Source organism: Bacillus sp. D48C, from assembly GCF_053345735.1.
The window spans coordinates 83,238-107,720 of sequence record NZ_JBKFAQ010000007.1 but is presented as its reverse complement, the minus strand read 5'-3'; the positions used below and the strand labels follow the sequence as shown (position 1 = coordinate 107,720).

The following is a 24,483-nucleotide window of genomic DNA, read 5'->3' as shown; positions in this document are numbered from 1 at the left end:
GCATATTCATTGCTTTTTACCATTTATACTTATCATAAATCATACTAAAGCATAATTAGTTCTCTCCCCTGATTGACTTACTACATTTGGCCCCATCTCAAGGTGACTATTCTAAGAACTAAAAAATGATACATAGTTCACTGGTTTAACAAACAAATAATAGAATTGCAAAGTCAACTTAATTTAAGTTGGCTTTTCCTCTAATATTATAAGCAAGATCCACCACTTGCATCAATTAACTCACCAGTTATCCAACGACTGTCTGATGATGAAAGAAAACCTACAATATCAGCTATATCATTAGGTTCCCCCCACCTATTAAAGGTCGATAAACCTGCAGCATATTTTTGTCCATCTTGGTTGCCCAATGTCTCAGCATTCATTTCTGTGTTAATTATGCCTGGGAGAATTGCATTTACTGTAATACCACGAACACCAAGTTGTTGAGCTAAAGTATGAGTGAGTGTATTTATTGCCCCCTTAGATATACTGTAGGCAAAAACACTTGGGGAGGCTACCCTTGTGACAAAAGACGAAATATTTATAATCCTTCCCCCATCTTTTAAACGTGGCAAAGCCTTCTGAATAATGAAAAATGGAGCTTTCACATTAATATTCATAACCTCATCAAAAGACTCCTCTGTAGATTCCTCTAATGTTAAAACCTGCCCAATTCCAGCGTTGTTTACAAGGATATCAAATGTAGTATTACCTATATATTTTTGAAGAGATTGATCCATCATTGAATACAAGTTATTAATGCCATTAAAAGTACTTAAGTCTGCACGAATCGCAAATGCGGAACCGCCATCTTGTTTAATTTTATCCACTACACTTTCTGCTTCTTCTTTTCTTTTACTATAGTGAACAACGACTAACGCACCAGCATGTGCCAAATGTAATGCAATACTTCGGCCTATTCCTCTACTAGCCCCTGTTACTAATGCAATTTTCCCCTTCAATTTATTCATCTCATCATCCCCTTGTTTAAAAAATTCTACTTAGTTATATCACAAGATACCCTTTGAAATGTTGCTCACTAATTTGATATCCATAAAACCAAAAGGCCCACTCATAATTATAAGAGTCGGCCTTTTCACTTCACATATTCATTTGCTTTACATACAGCCTCTCTAACTGTTGTGTACTTTGTACTAAGTATAATAAGGAATCTTGATGGTATTATAGGTAAAGCCAGCTTAAACTAAAGTTAATTCATGTACATTTTGCTTAGAGTTTCTACCTTTAAACAGTTCGTTTAGGCTTCTATGCATATATTCAACAATATTTCAGCAATGCCTGTATTTTTCATCTTTCATATTTTTGTTTCTTAGGCATGAGCATACTTAGAAAAATCCTAAAAACTAGTTGATAATCTTTTAGAATTTAATTTTCCTATAATACTCTTTGCTATTTCTTCAATATTTTCATTTAGAAAGAAATGACTACCTTCAAAAGAATGAAAAGTACACGTTTTACTTGTATATTGCTTCCATTTTATTACTTGATCATATGTAGTAAATTCATCATTTTTCCCATTAAATATAAGAAAATCAATATCACATGGTTGTATATTATTTTCATGAATATATGTCTCGACAATCTTAAAATCTGCTCTTAAAATAGGGAGAAAAATCTCCATTAATTCTTCTGATTGAAGTACCCCAGATGGTGTACCTCCCATTGCAATAACTTCTCTTTTAAATTGTTCATTAGGAAGATTATATCGGATATTTTTTATTTTACTATTTGGATGGTTTCTACCGGATAAAACAAGAAATTCGGGTAATTCGTTATTAGAACCCTGTATTTTTCTAGCTACTTCATAAGCAATCAAACTCCCCATGCTATGCCCGAATAGAATGTACGGTGAAGCGTCTATTTGCTTAACTATACTAGTGTAGGCATCATTTACGGCCTCTTCCATACCTTGGTACAAGCTTTCTTCAATTCTATATCCTCTACCAGCTAATTCTATCGGGACTACTTCAATATATGGATTAAAGTAATTTTTCCATTTTGCGTAGTTAAACGCAGATCCCCCAGCATGTGGAAAGCAAAAAAGTTTAGTCTTCTGCATTGATTTTCTCCTTACTTTCAAATTTGTATATAGTTTGGCAAATTGTATAAATGTCTTTAATTATTATCTCTTGCGGAAATTCATCTCTTGTTGCACAAGCAGATAACTTATAATTTGGATCAATGTTATATTGTTTAAAGTAAAAGTTTTTAGGTATATTCTTGTATGAAATTGAAGTTCGTGATTCTTTTTTTATAGAGAATGAATTTAATGGGGTATAAAGCCCTTTTCCAATCGTTTTTATATAGCTTTCTTTTAATGTCCATAAATCATAAAAATAATTAATTTTTTCATTAGAATTCATATTAGATATATCATAAAATTCTTCCGCTGAAAAAAATTCTTTTGCTAATTTAAAAGCCTCTATTTCTGAAACTTTTTCTATATCAATACCCACGTTAAAATTAGCAGTAGTACAAACCACCCATTCTCCTGAATGAGACACATTAAAATGAAAGTCAGAAATTTTTTCAACAAAAGGTTTTCCATACTTATTATATATAAATCTAATTTCTTTATTATTAATTTTATACTTTTGGCAGATTAGAGATCGGATTAGTAAATCTCCTATTAGAGTTCTATTAATGTCGCATGAATTTAATAAACGCTTCATTCGTTCTTTCTTCTCATTTGAAACTAAGTTACTAAGTTGCTTAAACAAATGACTTTCAATATTCTTTGGTATTTTCACAGCTTGAATTTGTATAATAAATCACTTCCTTTTTTAAAGAATTACTTCATATATGAACGTTACGGAAATTCAAATTAACTTTATTCTATTGCATATACAATAGAATAGGTGCATATTTACATATCAATGAAAATATGCACCTTTCCTCAGTAATATCATCAGGCATTCGCTTCTATTACAAAGATTTCATAGTATTTACATCATACTATGGGTAACTCATAAAGATTTCTATGTCTCTACCAATTACTTTTTACATTATCCCCTTAAAAAGTAATGCTCTTAATATATTCATTATTCCCTACACTTGATATGCAGGTATTGGTCTACCCTTTTCGTTCATTGCATTGCATCTTTTATACTCTCTACTTTTCCGTTAATAAAATGGATTTCTCTTTTATTCCTTCAAATTCATTTAGTAGATACATAGCTATTTTTTCAACTGCAGGTGAATCCACTATTTCTTCATGTGATCCAGGGACTGAATACCTATTTACTCTACCTTTTAATAAAGGTCCCCAATCTGTAAACAACTCTTTTCCTTCCTCAGCACTAAAGTAGAGAACTTCTCCAGAGTATGGTATTAAATCATGCTCTGCCATTATGTTCAGGCATTTCCTATGCGCATTGATAACTTGCTTCAAATTGATAAGATCTGCATCAGGCGTGAGTACTCCTTCCATAATTAATTGCTCCACAAGCATATCTTGTTTATGGACAAGGTCTCCTTCCTGCTCAGTAAGATCTCTAGGAATGAAATGCTCATATATATATGAGAGCATATCCTCACTTGTTTTATGATCCTGCTTTGAAGGTACTTTAGTATCCATGAGTACCAACAACTCAACTTCCTCACCTTGATTCTTTAATACAGTTGCGATTTCATAAGCAATCGTACCGCCTAAAGACCATCCTCCAAGACGATATGGACCTTCTGGCTGAACACGTTTTATTTCTTCCATGTAAAGTTGAATTACTTCCGGCAAAGTTAACTCGTCAATTTCTTTCTTTTCTATAAGAGGATTCTGTAAACCATAAAATGAACAACGGCTCTTAAGCAATCTTGCTAGTTGAATGTAACAGAATACATTCCCCATAAACGGATGAACGCAGAAGAAAGGTCTTTTCTCTGATTCTTGTAGTGGAACTAGCGCTGCTACTGATTTCGTCATATCATGCTTATCACGAATAAGGCATGCGATTCCTTCCACTGTTGGATTCTTAATCAATGTAGACACCTTAATCTCTTTTCCAAACTTCTCCCTAATTTTTGAAACTAATTTAATTACAAGGAGAGAGTGTCCTCCTCTATTAAAGAAATCATCATTTACATAGACATCTTCTATCTGTAACACATCCTGCCAGATTTTAATCAACTGATATTCAATTTCATCCCTTGGAATGATTGGTGTAGAAAAGTTATTTTCTCTTAAAATAGTTAAATTGTTCAATGCCTTTCGATCAACTTTTCCATTCGTTGTAAGAGGAATCTCGTCTACCTTAATAAAGTGTGCGGGAACCATATAATTCGGTACTTGTGTCTTGAGATATTCACGCCAATCATGCATACTACCATCTCCAACTACATAAGCAACCAATCTCTGCTCTCCTAATTTATCCTCTGTTACCAAAACTACTGCTTCTTTTACCAATGGATGCCTCTCTAGATTCGCTTCAATCTCTTCAAGTTCAATACGAAAGCCCCTAATTTTTACTTGATTATCAATTCTTCTCAAGTAATCTAAATTACCATCAGGTAAATAACGAACCAAATCTCCCGTACGATATAAACGCTCTTCTTCATTAAATGGATGACGGATGAATCTCTCTGCTGTTAATTCTGGGCGATTCAAGTATCCTCTCGCTATACCTGCACCCCCAATATATAGCTCACCTGTTACACCAACTGGAACAGGTAACAAATTTTTATCTAATACATAAGTTTGAACGTTCGGCAACGGACGGCCAATTGTTACTCTCTTACTATCTTTTTTGATATGATAGCATGTTGCATCAACCGTACATTCTGTAGGACCGTATACGTTATAAAAATCAATTTTTTCTGTCTCTACTAGCTGTTCCCATAATGACGGCATAATTGCTTCACCACCGACTAATATCTTACTTGGTACATGAACATCAGCACTTATTTCTAGCAATCCTCCATCTATAAGTAATTGAAGTAATGAAGGTGTCATATCAAACATTTCCAATTTATTCTCCCTAATATAGGACACAAATTGTTCCGGATTAGTGCGAACTTCACTTGGGATAATATATAAACTTGAACCATAAAGCAACATTTGTAATTGCTGAATAGATACATCAAAGGCAATTGACGCATTCAAACCGACGCGCATATTATTAGGTATTTCATGTGAGAAAACTTCTTTTTGTAAACCATAGGATAGGTTTATTACAGAATGGTGCTGTACTAAAGCCCCCTTTGGATTCCCTGTCGAACCAGAAGTATAGATAACATACGCTAAATTTTCCCCTGTTACCTCACATATTGGTGAAAGTTTGCTTTCTTGAGAAAGCATTGCTTGGTCCCTATCTAGGCAAACTGTCTTGATGTCTTTAGGTATCCAGCCTAGTAATACTTTATTTGTAACTAACACTTTAATTCCTGTGTCTTCTAAAATATATTGTAGGCGGCTTTCCGGATTCGATGGATCTAATGGAACATAGGCTGCTCCAGCCTTCCAAATTCCCATGAGACCAACAACCATCTCAACTGAACGCTCAAAGCAAAGGCCAACTAATGACTCTGTCCCAATTCCACATTTCTGTAAATGATGTGCTAATTGATTAGCTCTTTCATTCAGCTCTCGATATGTTAGTTGCTGTTTTTCATCTACCACTGCCAACGCGTCAGGCGTACGATTTACTTGCTCTTCGAATAGTTGATGAATTACATTTTGACGTGGATAGGATATAGTATTATTATTCCATTCTTCCAATAGCTTTCTTTGTTCAGCTTCCGTAATATATACTAGCTCCGATAGATTTTGATCAATGTTTTTGAGCATTTGCATTAACACTTGGTGTAAATGACCCAGCATTCGTTCAATGGTTACTCTATTAAACTTACTACGGTCATACATTAACTTTAACGATAACTGGATTCCTGGAACTACAGCTAACCCTAATGGGTAGTGGGTTTGTTCTACCCCTTCCAATTCACCAATTTCCAGATTTTCTGAAGACTCCTCTTTCACTGGATAATTTTCAAACACATATAAACTATTGAACAGCGGTATTCCTCTAGGAACTTCACTCCACCCCTGAATCTCTGTCAAAGAAGCATACTCATATTGTCTTCTTTCTATCTCTTCCTCTTGTATCTTCTGCAACCAATCTATTAATTTTATATCATCCATCAATTGAATTCGCGTCGGTGACGTTGTAATGAAAGGACCTACGATGTTTTCAACATCAATAATCTCCGTAGAACGCCCTGAGCTTGTTACACCAAAAACAATGTCATTTTCTCCACTATATCGGCTCATGAGATATGCCCATGCACCTTGAATTACTGTACTCAAAGTAAGTTTATTGCGTTTCGCCCATCCTTGTAACGCTTGAGTCTGCTCTTCTGATAAATACGTAACCTTCTCTGTGTAACCTTTTTCTTCCTCTTTACTTTCTAAGCCCAGTAAAGTTGGTGCAGTAAAACCTTTTAGCTTCTCTCTCCAGAATTGTTCCGCCTGCTCCTTATCTTGTTCTCTGAGCCATTGGATATATTTCTTATATGGTGAGGACTTAGGTAACTTCACAGCTTCTCCATTCATTCTCTTTTGATAGACTGTAAGTAATTCATTAAATACTAATGGTAAACTCCATCCATCCAGTAAAATATGGTGATGGGTCCAAACAATCCGATATTCTTCCTCACCTTCTTGAATGACTGTTACCCGCATCAATGGTGCTTCATCAAATTGGAAGGCTTGTTTTCGATCTAATTCCAAAAAGACTTTTCTTTTTTCCTCTATCTCTTCACTCGTCATTGTACGCCAGTCTTCTTTGTTCACTTTAAATGGGATATTTTCATACACCACTTGTACAGGTTCTTCAATTTCGTCCCATACAAATGCTGTACGAAAAATTTCATGCCGCTGAATTACAGATTTCCACGCCTGCTCAAATGTAGGAATATTCATTTTCCCTCGAATCATAAAACTCAATTGCACTATATACGGTGCAACATATTCATCCCCTTGGTCATGCAATGTGTGGAAAATCATACCTTCTTGCAAAGGTGATAGTGGATATAAATCAGTAATCTGATTGTTCTTTCCGCGATGCATTTTGTTTAGTACATTTGTCAAACCTTCTTGGCTAAGATTAGCCATTGCAAAATCCGAAATGGTCAGTGCAGATTCTCTATCTGAAAATTGGATCAATGTACTCAGTTGATATAGCATATTCTGTGCAATACTTTGAATCGTTGATTTGGCAAATTGTCCAACATTGTATACCCAAGTGAATTGAAGTTTTCCATCCGTTACAACCCCAATTACATCAATTACATGCGATCGCTTGGAACCGGCAGCATGATCTAAACGCTTAAATTCGTTCTCTGGAATAAACATTGCATCGCTAGAAAACAATTGGTCAAATTGTCCAAGATAGTTAAAACTAATAGACGGTGTATATTGGAAGCTTAATTGCTCACACATTGTTGCGTTCATGTAACGCAACACCCCATAATCAACACCCTTATTAGGAATTTTGCGAACTTGTTCTTTAACTGCTTTTAATGCTGCAATTGGCGTATTAGCATTAGTAATATTTAAATGAACTGGGTAAATACTTGTAAACCATCCCACGGTTCTCGATAAATCAACATCTTCAATAATCTCTTCTCGACCATGTCCCTCTAAATCTACGCTTAATATCGGCCGCCCCGTACATGCTGCTGTAGCTTGTACCAATGCTGCTAATAATACTTCATTGATTTGGACACGGTGAGTGCTTAAAGTCTCTTGCAATAACATACGGGTCTCATTCTCGTTTAACACCACAGTAATTTCCTCAGTTACTGCGCTTACTGGATTACTTATAGTACCATCTACTGGCAGTATAACTACGTCTTGTTCAGCCTGCTGCTCCCAGTAATGTAGCACTTCTTTTGATATTCCAGTTTCAGCGTAATGTTGTAATTTCTCCGACCATTCTTTAAAAGATGTACTCTTCATAGGTAATTGAATTTTTTGTCCTTGGACTGCTTGCGTATACGCTGTTTGCAAATCTTCCAATAAAATTCGCCAAGAAACACCATCCACGGCTAAGTGATGAATTGTCCAAAATAATCGGCCAGTCTTCTCATCTTCATCAAAATACACCATTCTCATTAAAGGACCATCATGTAAATTCAATCTTTCTTGTGCAACATTAATCTCTTTTTGAATAACTTCATGCCAATCCGCTTCCGGCACTTCGTCTAATGAAATGACAGTCAGCATCAATTGTTCTTTAATTCCTTCATTCCACTGTTCCCAAGTCCCATTAGGTAAACGTTCATATCTTAAACGCAGGGCATCATGATGAAGTAGAAGGCTACGCGCTGCCTTTTCCAGTGATCCTATGTCCAATTTTTCTTTCGTTCTAAAGAACATGGATTGATTCCAATGATGTGGATTAGGATGATTTTGTGCAAAAAACCTTTGCTGAATAGGTGTAAGTATCGTCTCTCCAGTTATAATTCCTTGTTCAGCTTGTACACCTTGTTCTTCTTTGACTACTTGCGCCAACTCAGCAATCGTTTGGTGTTCAAATAGTTGTTTTGGTGTCAACTGTAAACCAGCTTGCTTTGCACGAGAGACAATCTGAATGCTAAGAATTGAATCTCCACCAATTTCAAAAAAGTTATCATAAATACCAATACGTTTTGAACCTAGCACACGTTCCCAAATGATAGAAAGCTTATGTTCACGTTCATTTCTTGGGGCCGCGTAGCCTTCTTGTGTTCCTTGATAATCTGGTATAGGTAACGATTTCCGATCAACCTTTCCATTTATGGTTAGCGGTAATTCTTTCATTTCGACAAAGTAGGAAGGTATCATATGGATTGGCAGTTTTGTTTTAAGATACTCTCGCCATTCTTCTAAACTACCTTCGCCCACTACATAAGCTACTAATCTCTTATCTCCCGACTGATTTTCCCTAACTATTACAACTACCTCTTTTACCAAGTCATGCTCTTGTAAAGTCGACTCAATCTCCCCAAGTTCGATTCGAAATCCTCTAATCTTCACTTGATTATCCATTCTTCCTAAGTAGTCTATATTACCATCTGGAAGATATCTCACAAGATCGCCTGTTCTATATAACCTCTCGCCTTCTTTGAATGGATGAGAAATAAATCGTTCGGATGTTAACTCTGGACGATTCAAGTACCCCCTTGCTAGACCTGCTCCTCCGATATAAAGTTCCCCCATCACACCAACTGGAACTGGTAACCTATTTCTATCTAATACATAAGTTTGGACGTTAGGCAATGGACGCCCAATTGTTACTCTCTTACTATCTTTTTTGATATGATAGCATGTTGCATCAACCGTACATTCTGTAGGACCATATACATTATAAAACTGTATTTTATCAGTCTCTACTAGCTGTTCCCATAATGACGGCATAATTGCTTCACCACCAACCAGTACCTTACTTGGAACATGAATGCCATCGCACGTTTCTAACAATCCGACATCTATAAGTAATTGAAGCAATGAAGGTGTTATATCAAAGATTTCTAACTTGTTCTCCCTAATATAAGCTACAAACTGCTCCGGATCACTTCGTACTTCATTTGGAATAATATACAAACTTGAACCATAAAGCAGCATTTGTAATTGCTGGATAGATGCATCAAAGGCAATTGACGCATTTAAACCGACATGCATGTTAGATGGTATCTCATGTTCGAAAACCTCTTTTTGTAAACCATGTGACAAGTTTAGTACAGAATGATGCTGTATCAAGACACCCTTTGGATTCCCCGTTGATCCTGAAGTATAGATAACATACGCTAAGGTTTCTCCTGTTACTTCACATTTTGGTGAAAGAATGCTTTCTTGTGAAATCATTGCTTGATCCCTATCTAGACAAACTATCTTCATTTCTTTAGGTATCCAGTCTTCCAATGACTCGTTCGTAACTAATACTTGAATTCCAGTGTCCTCCAAAATATATCGTAGGCGACTTTCTGGATATGATGGGTCTAATGGAACATAGGCTGCTCCAGCCTTCCAAATCCCCATAATACTAACAACCATCTCAACTGAACGCTCAAAGCAAAGTCCAACCAATGATTCATTCCCAATTCCGCATTGCTGAAGATAGTGGGCCAATTGATTAGCTTTTTCATTCAGCTCTCGATACGTTAACTGCTGTTTTTCATCTACCACTGCTACCGCATCAGGTGTACGATTTACTTGCTCTTCAAACAGCTGATGAATCGTACTTTCCTGTAGATATGCTACAGCATCATTATTCCACTCTTCCAACTGTTTTTGCTGTAATCCTGATAATATAGGCAACTTAGCTAATGATTTATCAGGATTCTCCACGATTACATTCAACCAGTTCCCAAAATGTTCAGCCATGGATTCAATAGTTAAGCTGTCAAATAAATCAGTTCTATAAACAAAAGTAAGTAATAAACCCTCTTCCACTTCTGCAGCAGTTAAACTTAAATCAAACTTAGCGATAGGGGCATTACTTTCCATTACTTCTATATTTCTTCCATGTAGTTCTGGTAGCTTCTGTCCCGTATTTTGCAAAGTAAACATGGTTTGGAAAATCGGAGAATGGCTTGTATTTCGTTCAGGTTGGATAACCTCTACAATTTTCTCAAACGGAACATCTTGATACTCATACGCCTTCAATGCTTTTATCCGTACTTGAGACAACAACTCTTGAAATGCCGGTGCATTACTTAAATCAGCTCGATAAACCAATGTATTGACAAAGAAACCAATCAGTCCTTCAATTTCTCGATAATTTCGATTTGCAATTGGGCTACCAACAATAATATCCGTTTGTCCCGTATAACGAGCAAGGAAACTTTGATACGCTGCCAATAAGGTCATGAAAAGTGTGGCCCCTTCTTGACGACTTAGTTCGTTTAATTTATCCAGTAATGAGCGCGATAACAAAACATTATGAGTTAATCCATGGTGGGTTTGCACTGGCGGACGCGGACGATCCATTGGCAACATTAAGACTGGTAACTCACCGGATAATTCTTCCTTCCAATACGCAAGTTGTTGATATAGTAATTCATCTTTCAACCATTCTCTTTGCCACTGAGCAAAATCGGCATATTGAACTGGTAGTGGTTCCAGCTCTGCTTGTTTTTCACCAATCGCATTCTCATAAAATGCCATCCATTCTTGAAGTAAGATTTCCATCGACCATCCATCTGAGATAATATGATGCATATTACACAGAAGAATCCATTCTTCTTCTGAAATTCTTATGAGTTTCCCACGGAACAATGGCCCTTGTTCTAAATCAAATGGAGATTCGACTTCAGTTTGAATCCATTGCTCCAACTTTCTTTCTCGCTCCTCTAATGAAAGCTTAGTTAAGTCCATTTGCAGAAGCGGACGGAAAACGTACGGTTGAATCTGCTGGATAGGATGGCCATCCTCTTCATAAAATACAGTCCGCAAAGATTCATGACGCTCTATCAACTGATTCCATCCCAACTCCAATGCCTCAGGTAACCAATTCCCTGTAAGACGGCATGCCATTGGCATATTATAAAGTGCACTATTAGGTGCAAATTGATCAATAAACCATAAGCGCTGTTGGGCATAAGACAGTGGAATATTTCCCCCTCGTTCTATCGGCATCAATGGTGGAATTTCTCGTTTTTCGCTCCCCTTACGTAACTGATCTATTCGTTTCGATAATGCCTCGACCGTTGAATATTCGAACAGTTCACGTACTGGCAATTTGATTTGAAAGACCTCCTGTAAGCGTGAGACCACTTGTGTAGCAAGTAGAGAGTGACCACCGAGCTCAAAGAAAGAATCCTGAACATCAATGTCTCTTATTCCTAGCACTTGACTCCACACTGAAGCAATAAGTTCTTCCAGCGGAGTTCTTGGGTATACAGTATTTTCAGCGGATTGTTCACTAAGTATAGGCAATGCCTTCAAATCAAGTTTTCCATTCGGTGTAAGTGGTAAAAATTCCATCTCAATAAAGTTTGTTGGAACCATGTAATTAGGTAAATGTGTTTGTAGATGTTCTCGCCATTCATGGACACTTCCTTCACCAACTACATAAGCTACTAATCTCTTATCACCTTGATTATCCTCTCGCACCAATACAACAGCTTCTTTCACAGAAGAATGCGCCTGCAAAACAGCTTCTATTTCTCCCAATTCAATCCGGAAACCACGAATTTTCACTTGGTCATCTATACGTCCATGGAACTGGAGATTACCATCAGAAAGATAACTTGCTTTGTCTCCTGTATAATAGAGACGTTCTCCTGACTTGAAAGGATGTGGAATAAATTTTTCCTTTGTAAGATCCGGACGATTAGCATATCCACGTGCAAGACTCTTCCCTCCAATATAGAGATCTCCAATTACACCAATTGGTACTAGCTGAAGATGAGAATCTAACACATAAACTTCTGTATTCGCAATCGGTCGACCAATCGATGGCGTACCTGTTGTCACTCCTACAGGTACATAACAATCTGTGGTAACAACGGTATTTTCCGATGGACCATACTGATTAATTACCGCAAAAGGAATATCGTTAGATGGATACTGTGTTAATTGATCCCCACCAGTAATGATAAAACGAAGATCCGTTTTATCTGGCCAAGATAATTTCAAGAGTCTTTCCAGAATAGGCGTAGGTGCAAAACTAGCTGTTATTCGTGAATCAATGAGCCAGTCCCTTAGTGCTTCTGGATTAATTCTCAGTTCCTCTGTTGACAAGTAGAGTGCTGCACCAGCAGTTAGATACGGCCAAATCTCCTGGACAGCCGAATCAAAAGCAACCCCTGCAATCTGAGTCGCACGATCCTCTGCTGAAATACGATAAACTTCTTGATGCCAAGAAACCATATTCATTAATGAGCGATATTCAACCATAACACCCTTCGGTTTTCCTGTAGAACCAGAGGTATAGACAATATAGGCTAAGTTCTCTGGATTTATTTGACGTGTAGGTGCAATTACGCTTTCCACCGTTAATTCTTCTAACCTCACCATTTCGACGTGTGCGAAATGTCCTTCTTGTACTTCCGCCGTCACTACAAATTGAATTCCTGCATCTTCAATCATGTATTCTAACCTTGATTTTGGATACAACGGGTCTAAAACAACATAAGCTCCACCAGCTTTTAAAATGCCTAGTAAACTTGCCATTAGCTCTGCTGACCTCGGAAGATAAACTCCCACCACTGACTCTGGGGCTACTCCCTTTCGCTGTAAAACATTTGCCAACTGATTTGCTTGTATATCCAGTTCACCATAAGTCCACTGTTTTGTTTGATCAACTATCGCAATCGCATCAGGACGCATTGCTACTTGCTCCTCAAATCTTTCGCAAATAAGACCCTGATGGGACATTTCCATTACAGTGTCATTCCATGTTTCTAATAACAAATTACGCTCGGGTTCCGATAGCATGCTCAGGTCATGCAACGGATTTTGTGGGCGATGAGAAACTTCATATAGCCATTTCTCAAAGTGTCCTGCCATCCGTTCAATAGTAGTAGCATTGAATAAATCCTTATTGTATTCAAAAGTAAAAAGTAATCCCTCTTCTGTCTCAACTGCCATCACACTTAAATCAAACTTTGCAATTGGACTATGGCTTTCTATCATTTCAATACTTCTACTAGATAACACCGGAAACTCTTGTTTCATATTTTGCAAGATGAACATAGTCTGGAAGATTGGCGAATGACTTGTACTTCGCTCCGGTTGCACAACTTCTACAATTTTTTCAAATGGGATATCTTGATATTCATACGCCTTCAATGCCTTTTGACGAACCTGATACAGTACATCTTGAAATGTCGGTCCACCACTCAAATTAGTTCGATAAACCAGCGTGTTAACGAAGAAACCAATTAGTCCTTCAATTTCTCTATAATTCCGATTCGCAATTGGGCTTCCGACCAAAATATCTTCTTGTCCCGTATAACGAGATAGAAAACTTTGATACGCAGCCAACAGCGTCATGAAGAGTGTAGCCCCTTCTTTTCGGCTAAGTTCATTCAATTTATCATGTAGCGTGCTTGGCAAAACTAGAGTGTATGTCGACCCGTGATGAGTTTGTATTGCAGGACGCGGGCGATCCATAGGAAGTTGGAGTACAGGAAGCTCCCCAGACAATTCTTCCCTCCAATATTGAAGTTGTTGATCAAGCACTTCCTCCTTCAGCCATCCTTTTTGCCACTGAGCAAAGTCGGCATATTGAACCGGTAATGGTTCAAGTTCCGCCACCTTTCCATCCGTTGCTTTCTCATAAAATGCCATCCATTCTTCAAGTAGGATTCCCATTGACCATCCATCTGAAATGATATGATGTAAAGTACAAAGGAGTATCCATTCTTCCTCTCCCACGTGCAAAATACTCGTCCTGATTAATGGACCCTCTGTTAAATCAAATGGCACTTCTGTTTCTTGTTGAATGAAACGTTTAACCTCTTCTTCTCGGTCTTCAGAAGAAAGCATAGTTAAATCCGTTTTCGGAATTGATTGAAAAGCATACGATTTAATTTGCTGTACGGGTTGACCATTCACTTCTTGAAAGACCGTCCGCAGTGATTCATGACGTTCTATTAGTTGATTCCATCCCGTTTCCAATGCTTCAAGTAGCCAATTCCCTGTAAGACGGCATACCATTGGCATATTGTAAAGGGCACTATTAGGTGTAAATTGATCAATAAACCATAAACGTTGTTGGGCATAAGATAGTGGAATAGCTTCTCCTCGCTCCATCGGTATTAGTGGCGGAATCTCTCGTTTTTTATCTCCTTTACGTAGCTGTTCTAATCGCTTTGCCAGTGACTCCACCGTTGTATATTCAAATAGTTCACGTACTGGTAATTCGATTTGAAAAATTTCCTGTAAACGTGACACTACTTGAGTAGCTAGTAGTGAATGACCACCGATTTCAAAAAAGGAATCCTGCACACTAATATTTTTTATTCCTAACACTTGGCTCCAAACGGAAACAATGAGCTCCTCCACTGGTGTTCGTGATGAAGTAATATCTTCACTTATGAACTGTTCTTCTAATTCCAATAATGCTTTCCGATTCACTTTACCATTTGGAGTGAGTGGCATACCTTCAATTTGGAAAAAGTATGCCGGAACCATATAATGTGGTAATTGCTTCTTGAGATATTCACGCCACTCTCCAGTATCCCCTTCACCCACTACATAAGCTACTAACTGCTTATCTCCTGGTCGATCTTCCTTCACCAACACGACTGCCTCTTTTACAGATGAGTGATCATGTAAAGCTGCTTCAATTTCTCCCAATTCAATTCGGAATCCTCTAATTTTGACTTGGTTATCTATTCTTCCAATATATTCTAAGTTACGATCATTCATATATCTCACCAAGTCACCCGTTCGATATAATCGTTCCCCGTCCTTAAAAGGATGCGGAATAAAACGTTCAGTAGTTAAATCCGGTCGATTGAAGTAGCCACGTGCCAATCCTACTCCTCCAAGGTAAAGTTCCCCTGCCACACCAATCGGGACCACTTGTTGATATTGATCTAACACATACAACTCTGTATTATCAATCGGACGACCAATCGGAATAAGCATTGCCTCTTTTTCTAAATCACAATCGTAATAAGTCACATCCACAGTCGCTTCAGTAGGACCATACAAGTTAATTAACTTTGTTTGCTGAACATTGTAAAAGATCCCCTTAAACCGGCGAACCTGCTCAGTGTTTAACGCTTCTCCACTAGTAAAAACTTGAATTAAAGACGATACATCCCTTTTCGAATTATATAGTTCCATATAATCTAAAAAAGTAGATAACATCGACGGAACAAAGTGCATGGTGGACACACGATATCGTTCAATATACTCCTCAATCACCGCAGGATCTTTCTCTCCTCCTGGTGGAAGTAAACAAACACGTGCTCCTACAAATGACCACCAAAATAATTCCCAGACAGAAACATCAAATGAAAACGGTGTCTTTTGTAGGATTGTATCGTCCTCGGACAATGGGTATTTTTTCTGCATCCACTGTAGACGGTTGATAACGGAATGATGTTCAATCATTACCCCCTTTGGATTTCCCGTCGAACCCGAAGTGTATATAATATAGGCTAAGTTATTTGCTGTTACTCCACTCACCGGAGCTAAATTACTCTCTTTAGAAATCATTACTTGATCCCGGTCTAAACAAATTGCTCGAATATCTTTAGGTAACCAGTCCTGTAGTGCCTCTTTTGTTAACAGCACTTGAATTTGTGAATTCTCCAAAATGTATCTCAGGCGGTTTTCGGGATAACTTGGGTCCAGTGGGACATAAGCCCCACCTGCTTTCAAAATCCCAAAGAGACCAATAATCATATCAGGAGAACGTTCAATACATATACCCACTAATGATTCAGGTCCGATACCTCGTTTTTGTAGAAAATGTGCCAATTGATTCGATTTTTCATTCAGTTCTTGATACGTTAGCTTTCCACCCTCATAAACTACCGCCACTGCATTAGGTGTCCGTGCAACTTGCTGCTCAAATAGCTCATGAATCATACAATCATGACCATAAACTACGTCCGTATCATTCCATTCTTCTAGGAGTTGTTTTTGCTCAGTATCCGATAACATTGACAGCTTTGTATATGATTCATCTGGATGATACGTGATTTCATTTAGCCAGTTCTCAAAATGTCCTGCCATACGTGCAATGGTACTACTATCAAATAAATCCGTGTTGTATTCAAATGAGACGAATAGACCTTCTTCCACTTCATAGGCAGTTAAGCTCAAATCAAATTTAGCAATAGACATATTACTTTCTACCATTTCAATACTTCTATCAGGCAAATCTAGTCGTTCTTGTTTTATATTTTGTAGCGTAAACATGGTCTGAAATATAGGGGAATGACTCGTGCTTCGTTCAGGTTGCACAGCTTCTACCACTTTTTCAAATGGTATATCTTGATATTCGTAAGCTTTTAACGCCTTTTTCTTTGTTTGGTTCAAAATCTCTCGAAAAGTAGGGATGCCACTCAAATCTGATCGGTAAACCAACGTATTAACAAAGAAACCAATTAATCCTTCTACTCCCTTATGGTTCCGATTTGCAATCGGACTACCAACTAGAATATCTTTTTGTCCCGTATAACGAGCAAGAAAGCTCTGGTATGCGGCCATTAAAGTCATAAATAAAGTAGATCCTTCTTGTCGACTTATATCCTTCAATTGACTAAGCAATTTATAAGGAAAAATTACGTGATGCGTAGCCCCAGAGTAAGTCTGCTTAACCGGTCGAGGTCGATCCACTGGCAGTTGTAAAATAGGAAGCTCACCAGATAATTCTTCTTGCCAATACGTAAGCTGACGATTTAGCACATCACCTTGCAACCACTCCTTTTGCCACTTCGCAAAGTCTGCATATTGAATGGATAATGAACTTAATTTAGCAGGATTTCCGCCCGTTTCTTCTTCATAGAAAGCAAGTAATTCATTCATGAATATACCAATGGACCAAGCATCAGAAATAATATGATGCATCGTACACAGTAATAACCATTCATCCTTCTCTAATTGAACAAGCTGATTACGAACTAAAGGACCATTCATTAAATTAAATGGTTCTTGCGCTTCTCTCGCAATTAAACTATCTACCTCTTTTTCTTTTACTTCTAGAGGAAGTTGAGAGTAATCTCTTACAGGTAATGCTCTAGGAAGGAATTCGACAATTTGTTGCACAGGTTGTTCTCCTACTTCTTTAAAAACAGTTCGTAATGATTCATGGCGTTCAATGAGTCGATTGAATCCCTTTTCTAATGCTTCAGGTATCCAATTTCCTTTTAGATGCCATACCGTTGGAATATTATATAAAGAACTATTTGGATTAAATCTGTCCATAAACCACAAACGTTGTTGTGCATAAGACAACGGGAGTGCTTCTTTATTCTCCTTTTTTTGCATTTGCTTCTGAAGCCATGCTCTCTTCTCAGGAGAAAGTGAACTCAGCTTTGCAAGTAAATCACTTCTCATTTTTTTACCCCTTCCTCAATCAAATTACTCTCGAATATCCCTTGTGCTTCTTCCTCTGATAGCTCTTCTAATTGCTTAAGTAGTTCCAGTAATTCTTCATCATTACTCACTTCTGCTTCCTTTTGAATATAGTCTTGAAGACTTACATTCTCCTTACTACCATTCTGCATTTCTTGATTTTTGTTATCGAGCAATTGATCAATCTGTTCTGCCAATTGCTCCACCGTATGAAACATAAATAAATCATGCAATGGTATGTCGATTGCAAAAGCCTCTTTAAGATTAGAAACAGCTTGCGTAGCAAGTAATGAATGGCCACCAATTTCAAAAAACGAATCCTGAATTCCGATGTTTTCCATACCTAAAACTTCATGCCATATCGAAACGATTGTTTTTTCCGTAGACGTACGAGGAGCAATATAACCACTTGCTATCTCCTGTTTCTCTGGTGCTGGTAAAGCCTTCCTATCAATTTTCCCATTAGGAGTGAGTGGAAATGCATTTAATCCAACAAAATAGGCTGGGATCATATAATTTGGTAGTTGATCCTTGAGATAATCACGCCACTTTTGAGCATCTCCGTCTCCTACAACATAGGCAATCAAACGTGGGTCGCCAGGATAATCTTCCCGCACCATCACAATAGCTTCGTTAACTAGTGTATGCCTTTGTAATATCGCTTCAATTTCTCCTAGTTCAATCCGGAACCCACGAATTTTCACCTGATGATCGATTCGCCCAACATACTCCAAATTTCCATCCGGCAAATACCTTACTAAATCTCCAGTCCGGTATATTCGCTCTCCTTCTTTAAACGGATGCGGTATAAAACGATTTTTCGTTAAGTCAGGGCGCTTTAAATATCCACGTGCTAATCCTGATCCACCAATGTACAACTCACCAACTACACCAATTGGAACCATTTTTTGTTCAGCACTTAGTACATATACTTCTGTATTGAATATTGGTTTACCAATCGGTGGGACCCTATGCATGACACCCTTTTCTAATTCCATATACGTGGAATATGTAGTATCTTCGGACGGTCCATATAGGTTGTACACCTTTTCAATCGTATTTCTCTCGTATAAATCTTGAACAAGCGAATATGGCAATGGTTCTCCAGCCAAATTCATCACCTTTACCGAAGAAGGTATTGTTTTTGCTCGAACCAGTTCCTTTGCTGCCGATGGCACAGTATTAACCAAAGTCACACCTTTGGAAGACAACTTCTCTAGATGTAGAGCATTTTCAGTGACAATCACCTTACCACCCATCGTTAAGGGAACAAATACTTCAAAAACGGATAAATCAAAAGATAGCGAAGTTGAAGCTAACACTCCCGCTAATTCCTTTCGGGAATACGTGTGGTGCGCCCAATGAATCATTGTTACTGTATTCCTGTGCTCAATCATTACTCCCTTTGGATTTCCAGTGGAACCTGAAGTATAGATAATATAGGCTAAGTTATCGCCCGTCACTTCACTCGTACATACCGTAGTTACTTCTTGTTCTATTTCTGCTCGATTACGATCAATACAAATCACGTTGACGAATTTAGGTATAACCATTTTTTGTTGTAACTTTTCCTGCGTCACCAGTACCTTTATTTGAGCATCTTCTAAAATGTACTGCAGTCGACTTTCCGGATACGCTGGATCAATTGGGACATATGCTCCTCCCGCCTTCATAATTCCTAAAAGACCGACAATCATCTCGGATGAACGTGTAACGCAAACCCCAACTAATGATTCGCATGTTACACCATTTTTTTGTAAATAATGTGCCAACTGATTCGAGCGTTCGTCCAACTCTCGATATGTTAGTTCTTCATCTTCGCACACTACTGCAATTGCTTCTGGTGTTTTTTTCACCTGTTCTTCAAACATTGTATGAATCGTACTTTCTTCCATATCTATAACACGCGATTTATTCCATTCCTCTAGTAGTTGCTTATATTCTACTTTCGATAACATATTCAGTTCTGATAGTACACATTTTGGATGAGAGACAATTTGATTTAACCAATGTTTAAAATGACTTGCCATACGTTCAATGGTTGTATCATTAAACAAATCAGTATTATATTCAAAGGTTAGTGATAATCCTTCTTCCGTCTCAGAAGCAAATAAACTCAAATCAAATTTGGCAACAGAAGCATGGCTTTCCATGAGTTCCATTTGTCTTTCAGATAGCTGAAGAAACTCTTGTTTCGTATTCTGTAAAGTAAACATAGTTTGGAATATTGGTGAATGACTTGTATTCCGTTCAGGTTTTACGGATTCTACCACTTTCTCAAATGGGATGTCCTGATACTCGTATGCTTTTAGCGCTTTTTTTCTTACCTGCGACAAAAGTTCTTGGAACGTCGGATTTTCACTGAAATCAGCTCGATAAACCAACGTGTTTGCAAAGAATCCTATTAATCCCTCAATCTCTTTCACATTTCGATTAGCGATTGGGCTTCCAACTATAATGTCGTCCTGTCCTGTATAACGAGAAAGGAAGCTTTGATACGCTGCCATCAATGTCATAAATAAAGTGCATCCTTCTTGCAGACTTAAATCTTTGAGCTTTTCCTGTAGGGAATTCGCCACTATTAAGGACTGACTTGCACCACGATGGGTTTGAACTGCAGGTCGAGGACGATCCATCGGTAATTGTAAAACCGGTAGTTCCCCAGATAATTCTTCCTTCCAATATTGAAGGTGCTGATTCAAATTCTCCTCTTTTTGCCATTCCTTCTGCCACATGACAAAATCTGCATATTGGATAGATAACTCCTTCAATTCCACTGGTTTTCCGGTTAGTGCTCCTTCATAAAAAGCCATCCATTCTTCAAGTAAGATTCCCATTGACCATCCATCTGAAATAATATGATGCATCGTACAAATGAGAACCCATTCTTCCCTGTCCACTTTCAATATTCGTGTTCGAATCAGAGGACCTTGTCCCAAATGAAATGGTTCCTCCGCCTCGTTTTGAATAAGGCGTTTCATTTCTCTTTCCCTATCTTCCAAAGAAAGATCTGTTAGATTCGTTTGAGGAATATGTCTGAACACATGAGATTGAACCTGTTGAAAAGGTTCATCCTCTTGTTCTAGAATTGTCGTCCTTAATGATTCATGACGCTCCAACAATTGATTCCATCCGACCTCCAATGCTTCAATTGACCATTTACCTGTTAAGCGACACGCTGCATGAATATTGTACATCGCACTATTTGGCATTAATTGATCAATAAACCATAGACGTTTCTGCGCATAGGAAAGTGGGATAACTTCTTCTCGTTTCATAGGTACAAGAGGAGCAACCTCTCGTTCTTTATCTTCTTTTCGTAACTGATCCACTCGTTTCGCCAATGCTTCCACTGTATCGTGCTTGAAAAGTTCACGTAATGGAATTTTAATTTGGAACAGTTCTTGTAACCGAGAGACGATTTGAGTAGCAAGTAGTGAGTGCCCACCACGTTCAAAGAAGGAATCCTGAATACTAATATTTTCTATCCCTAACACTTGACCCCAAACCGAGGCAATAAGCTCTTCTGATGGCGTCCGAGGTAGAACATTTAAATCTCCAATAGCTTGCTCATCAGGTATTGGCAAGGCCTTTCGGTCAATTTTCCCATTCGGAGTAAGCGGGAAGTGTTCTAACTCTACAAAGTGCGCTGGAATCATATGATTCGGTAATTGTTTTTGTAAATACTCTCTCCACTCCTCGGTATTTTCATCGCTTATTACATATGCAACCAATCGTTGATCACCTGGACGATCTTCTCTAACTAATACGACAGCCTCTTTAATAAACGAACATTTTTCTAAAGTGGCTTCAATTTCTCCTAATTCAATCCTAAAACCACGCATTTTGACTTGATGGTCCATTCTACCTATAAATTCTATATTTCCATCAGTTAGATATCTTACTGAATCTCCTGTTCGATATAGTCGTTCCCCCAATTGGAATGGATGCGAAACGAATTTTTCAGCAGTAAGATTCGGACGATTTAAGTATCCACGTGCTAAACCAGCACCACCAATATATAACTCACCCTCAATTCCTATTGATTGCAAGCGTTGATTTTGGTCTAATACATATAATTGCGTGTTCTGTATTGGCTGCCCAATAGAAACAAATTCTTGATTAGGCTGAATATCAAATGCATTCACATAAATAGTGGCTTCAGTTGGTCCATAAAAGTTGGTTAATTTCACTTGTCCACTATAATTCCATTTCTGTTGAAATCGTCTAACTAACCCTGAACTTAGTTCTTCTCCACCAGAAAATACATGGCGTACGGACGAACAATTCATGTTCAATTCAATACGATTGAAGTGATCTAAGAAAACAGATAACATTGAAGGTACAAATTGAACTATAGTAACCTGATGTTGTTTAATCACTTCAGCTATAATAGAAGGATCTTTTTCTCCATCTGGAGGTAGGAAAGATACACTGGCACCAACGTGAATGCCCCAAAACAATTCCCAAACAGAGACATCAAATGAGAATGGCGTTTTCTGCAAGACCACATCCTTTTCAGAAAGCGGATATTTATGTTGCATCCATTCTAGATAATTAATTACTGAATGATGCTCAATCATTACTCCCTTTGGATTCCCTGTAGATCCTGAAGTATACATAACATACGCTAAATTTTCTCCTGTTACACCACTTATACATGGGGTTGATTCTTCTTTTTCAATTGCAGTGTAATCTTTATTCATACAAATCGTTTCTATATTTTCAGATACAAACAAATTTTTAGAATTCTCTTCCGTCACTAGTACTTCGATTCCAGCATCCTCTAATATATATCGAAGCCGACTCTCTGGATAAGTAGGGTCAAGTGGAACATACGCTGCTCCTGATTTTAGAATACCTAATAACGCTATCATCATTTGTAATGAACGTTCCATATATACTCCAACTAGAGACCCTGGGCCTACACCATGCTTTTGTAAATAATGAGCTAGCTGATTTGCACGCTTCTCCAACTCTTTATATGTAATTTGTTCATTTTCGTAACTAGCCGCGATTGCTTCCGGTGTTTTTTTAACTTGCTCCTCAAACATCGTATGAATCATGCCTTCAGCCGAATAATTAACTTGAGTATGATTCCATTCCTCTAGTAACTGTATCTGTTCTTCTTCTGTTAAATGAGTAATTTCAAATAGTTTTGAATCTAGGCTCTTCGTCATCTGAATTAATATTTGCAATAAGTGATTCTGAATCAGATTTATTGTTTCTTCATTAAAATAGCTTCGATCATACATCAACTTTAAAGTAATTTTCTTACCGGGCATTACAATGAGTGTTAAAGGATAATTTGTTTGTTCCGTGCTTGTAACATCTAGTAATCTTAAATCATCATTTCTCTCACCTTGAATTGGATAATTTTCAAACACATACAAGGTATGAAATAAGGAGCTATTTCGCGGAACCTCACTCCAGCCTTGAATATCTATCAACGAATTATACTCATACTGTCTTCGTTCCATTTCTTTCATTTGTATTTTACGAAGCCAATCTACTACTGATGTATTATCCGTTAATCGAATTCTGGTAGGTAATGTGTTAATAAATAGCCCCACCATATTCTCTGCTCCCATTAAATCAGTAGGACGCCCAGCGCTAGTTACGCCAAATACGACGTCACTGTCACCGCTATACCTACTCATCAAATAAGCCCATGCACCTTGTACTAACGTATTCAACGTTAATCGACTATTTCGTACCCACTCTTGTAAACTCTCAGTAAGTTCCTCAGATACTTGATAAGCACATTCTCCATAACCCTTCTCTTGTCCTTGTTCCTTTCTTTCCATTGCTAATGGAGTAGGTGCATAGAACCCTTTTAATTCTTCTTTCCAAAATTCCTCTGCTTGACTTTGATCTTGTTTATTTATCCATTGAATATATTTTTTATAAGGAAGAGGTTTAGGAAGATTCAACAATTCTCCCTTTATCATCTTGAGATAAACTTCCATCACTTCACTAAAGACCAATGACACACTCCATCCATCTAGCAAAATATGATGATGTGTCCAAATAATTCTCGTTTCCTCTTTTGCCTCTTTAATCGCAGTGACTCTCATCAATGGTGCTTCATCCAATAAAAATCCTTTTCTACGATCTACATTCAAAAACTGTTGTAATTTCTTCGCCCTTTCATCATGTGGATAGGTGCTCCAATCCTCTTCATGAATAGTAAAAGGAAGACGTTGGTAAACCGCTTGTAGTGGTTTTTCTACTTCCTCCCACACAAATACTGAACGTAAAACCTCATGTCGATGAATAACATATTCCCAGGCCTTTTCAAAAGTAGCAATATCCAATTGCCCCCCGAGCAAGAAGCCTACTTGTACAATATAGGAAAATGAATGTTCATCATCTTGATCGTATAAAGTATGAAACAGTATTCCTTTTTGCAAAGGTGATAAACCATATATATCAATAACGTCTCCCAT

Annotated in this window: 5 protein-coding genes; all 5 read right to left on the bottom strand. The window is 37.7% G+C overall.

The genetic code is table 11. From position 1 onward, the window contains the following. Positions 1–206: 206 nt before the first annotated feature. Positions 207–971 (bottom strand): SDR family oxidoreductase, encoded by a 765-nt coding sequence (locus ACLBXA_RS18040; RefSeq protein ID WP_001037508.1) that lies wholly within the window; start codon positions 969–971, stop codon positions 207–209. A gap of 386 nt (positions 972–1,357) precedes the next feature. Further along, positions 1,358–2,080, bottom strand: a complete 723-nt coding sequence (locus ACLBXA_RS18035; RefSeq protein ID WP_001172926.1) for a thioesterase II family protein — start codon at positions 2,078–2,080, stop codon at positions 1,358–1,360. After that, positions 2,067–2,771 (bottom strand): 4'-phosphopantetheinyl transferase family protein, encoded by a 705-nt coding sequence (locus tag ACLBXA_RS18030; RefSeq protein WP_000701210.1) that lies wholly within the window; start codon positions 2,769–2,771, stop codon positions 2,067–2,069. Before ACLBXA_RS18030 ends, ACLBXA_RS18035 begins: the two co-directional genes overlap by 14 nt. A 362-nt stretch (positions 2,772–3,133) precedes the next feature. Next, positions 3,134–18,016 (bottom strand): non-ribosomal peptide synthetase, encoded by a 14,883-nt coding sequence (locus tag ACLBXA_RS18025; RefSeq protein WP_098424631.1) that lies wholly within the window; start codon positions 18,014–18,016, stop codon positions 3,134–3,136. Further along, complete coding sequence (locus ACLBXA_RS18020) at positions 18,013–24,483, bottom strand: non-ribosomal peptide synthetase (RefSeq protein ID WP_151618908.1); 6,471 nt, start codon at positions 24,481–24,483, stop codon at positions 18,013–18,015. Before ACLBXA_RS18020 ends, ACLBXA_RS18025 begins: the two co-directional genes overlap by 4 nt.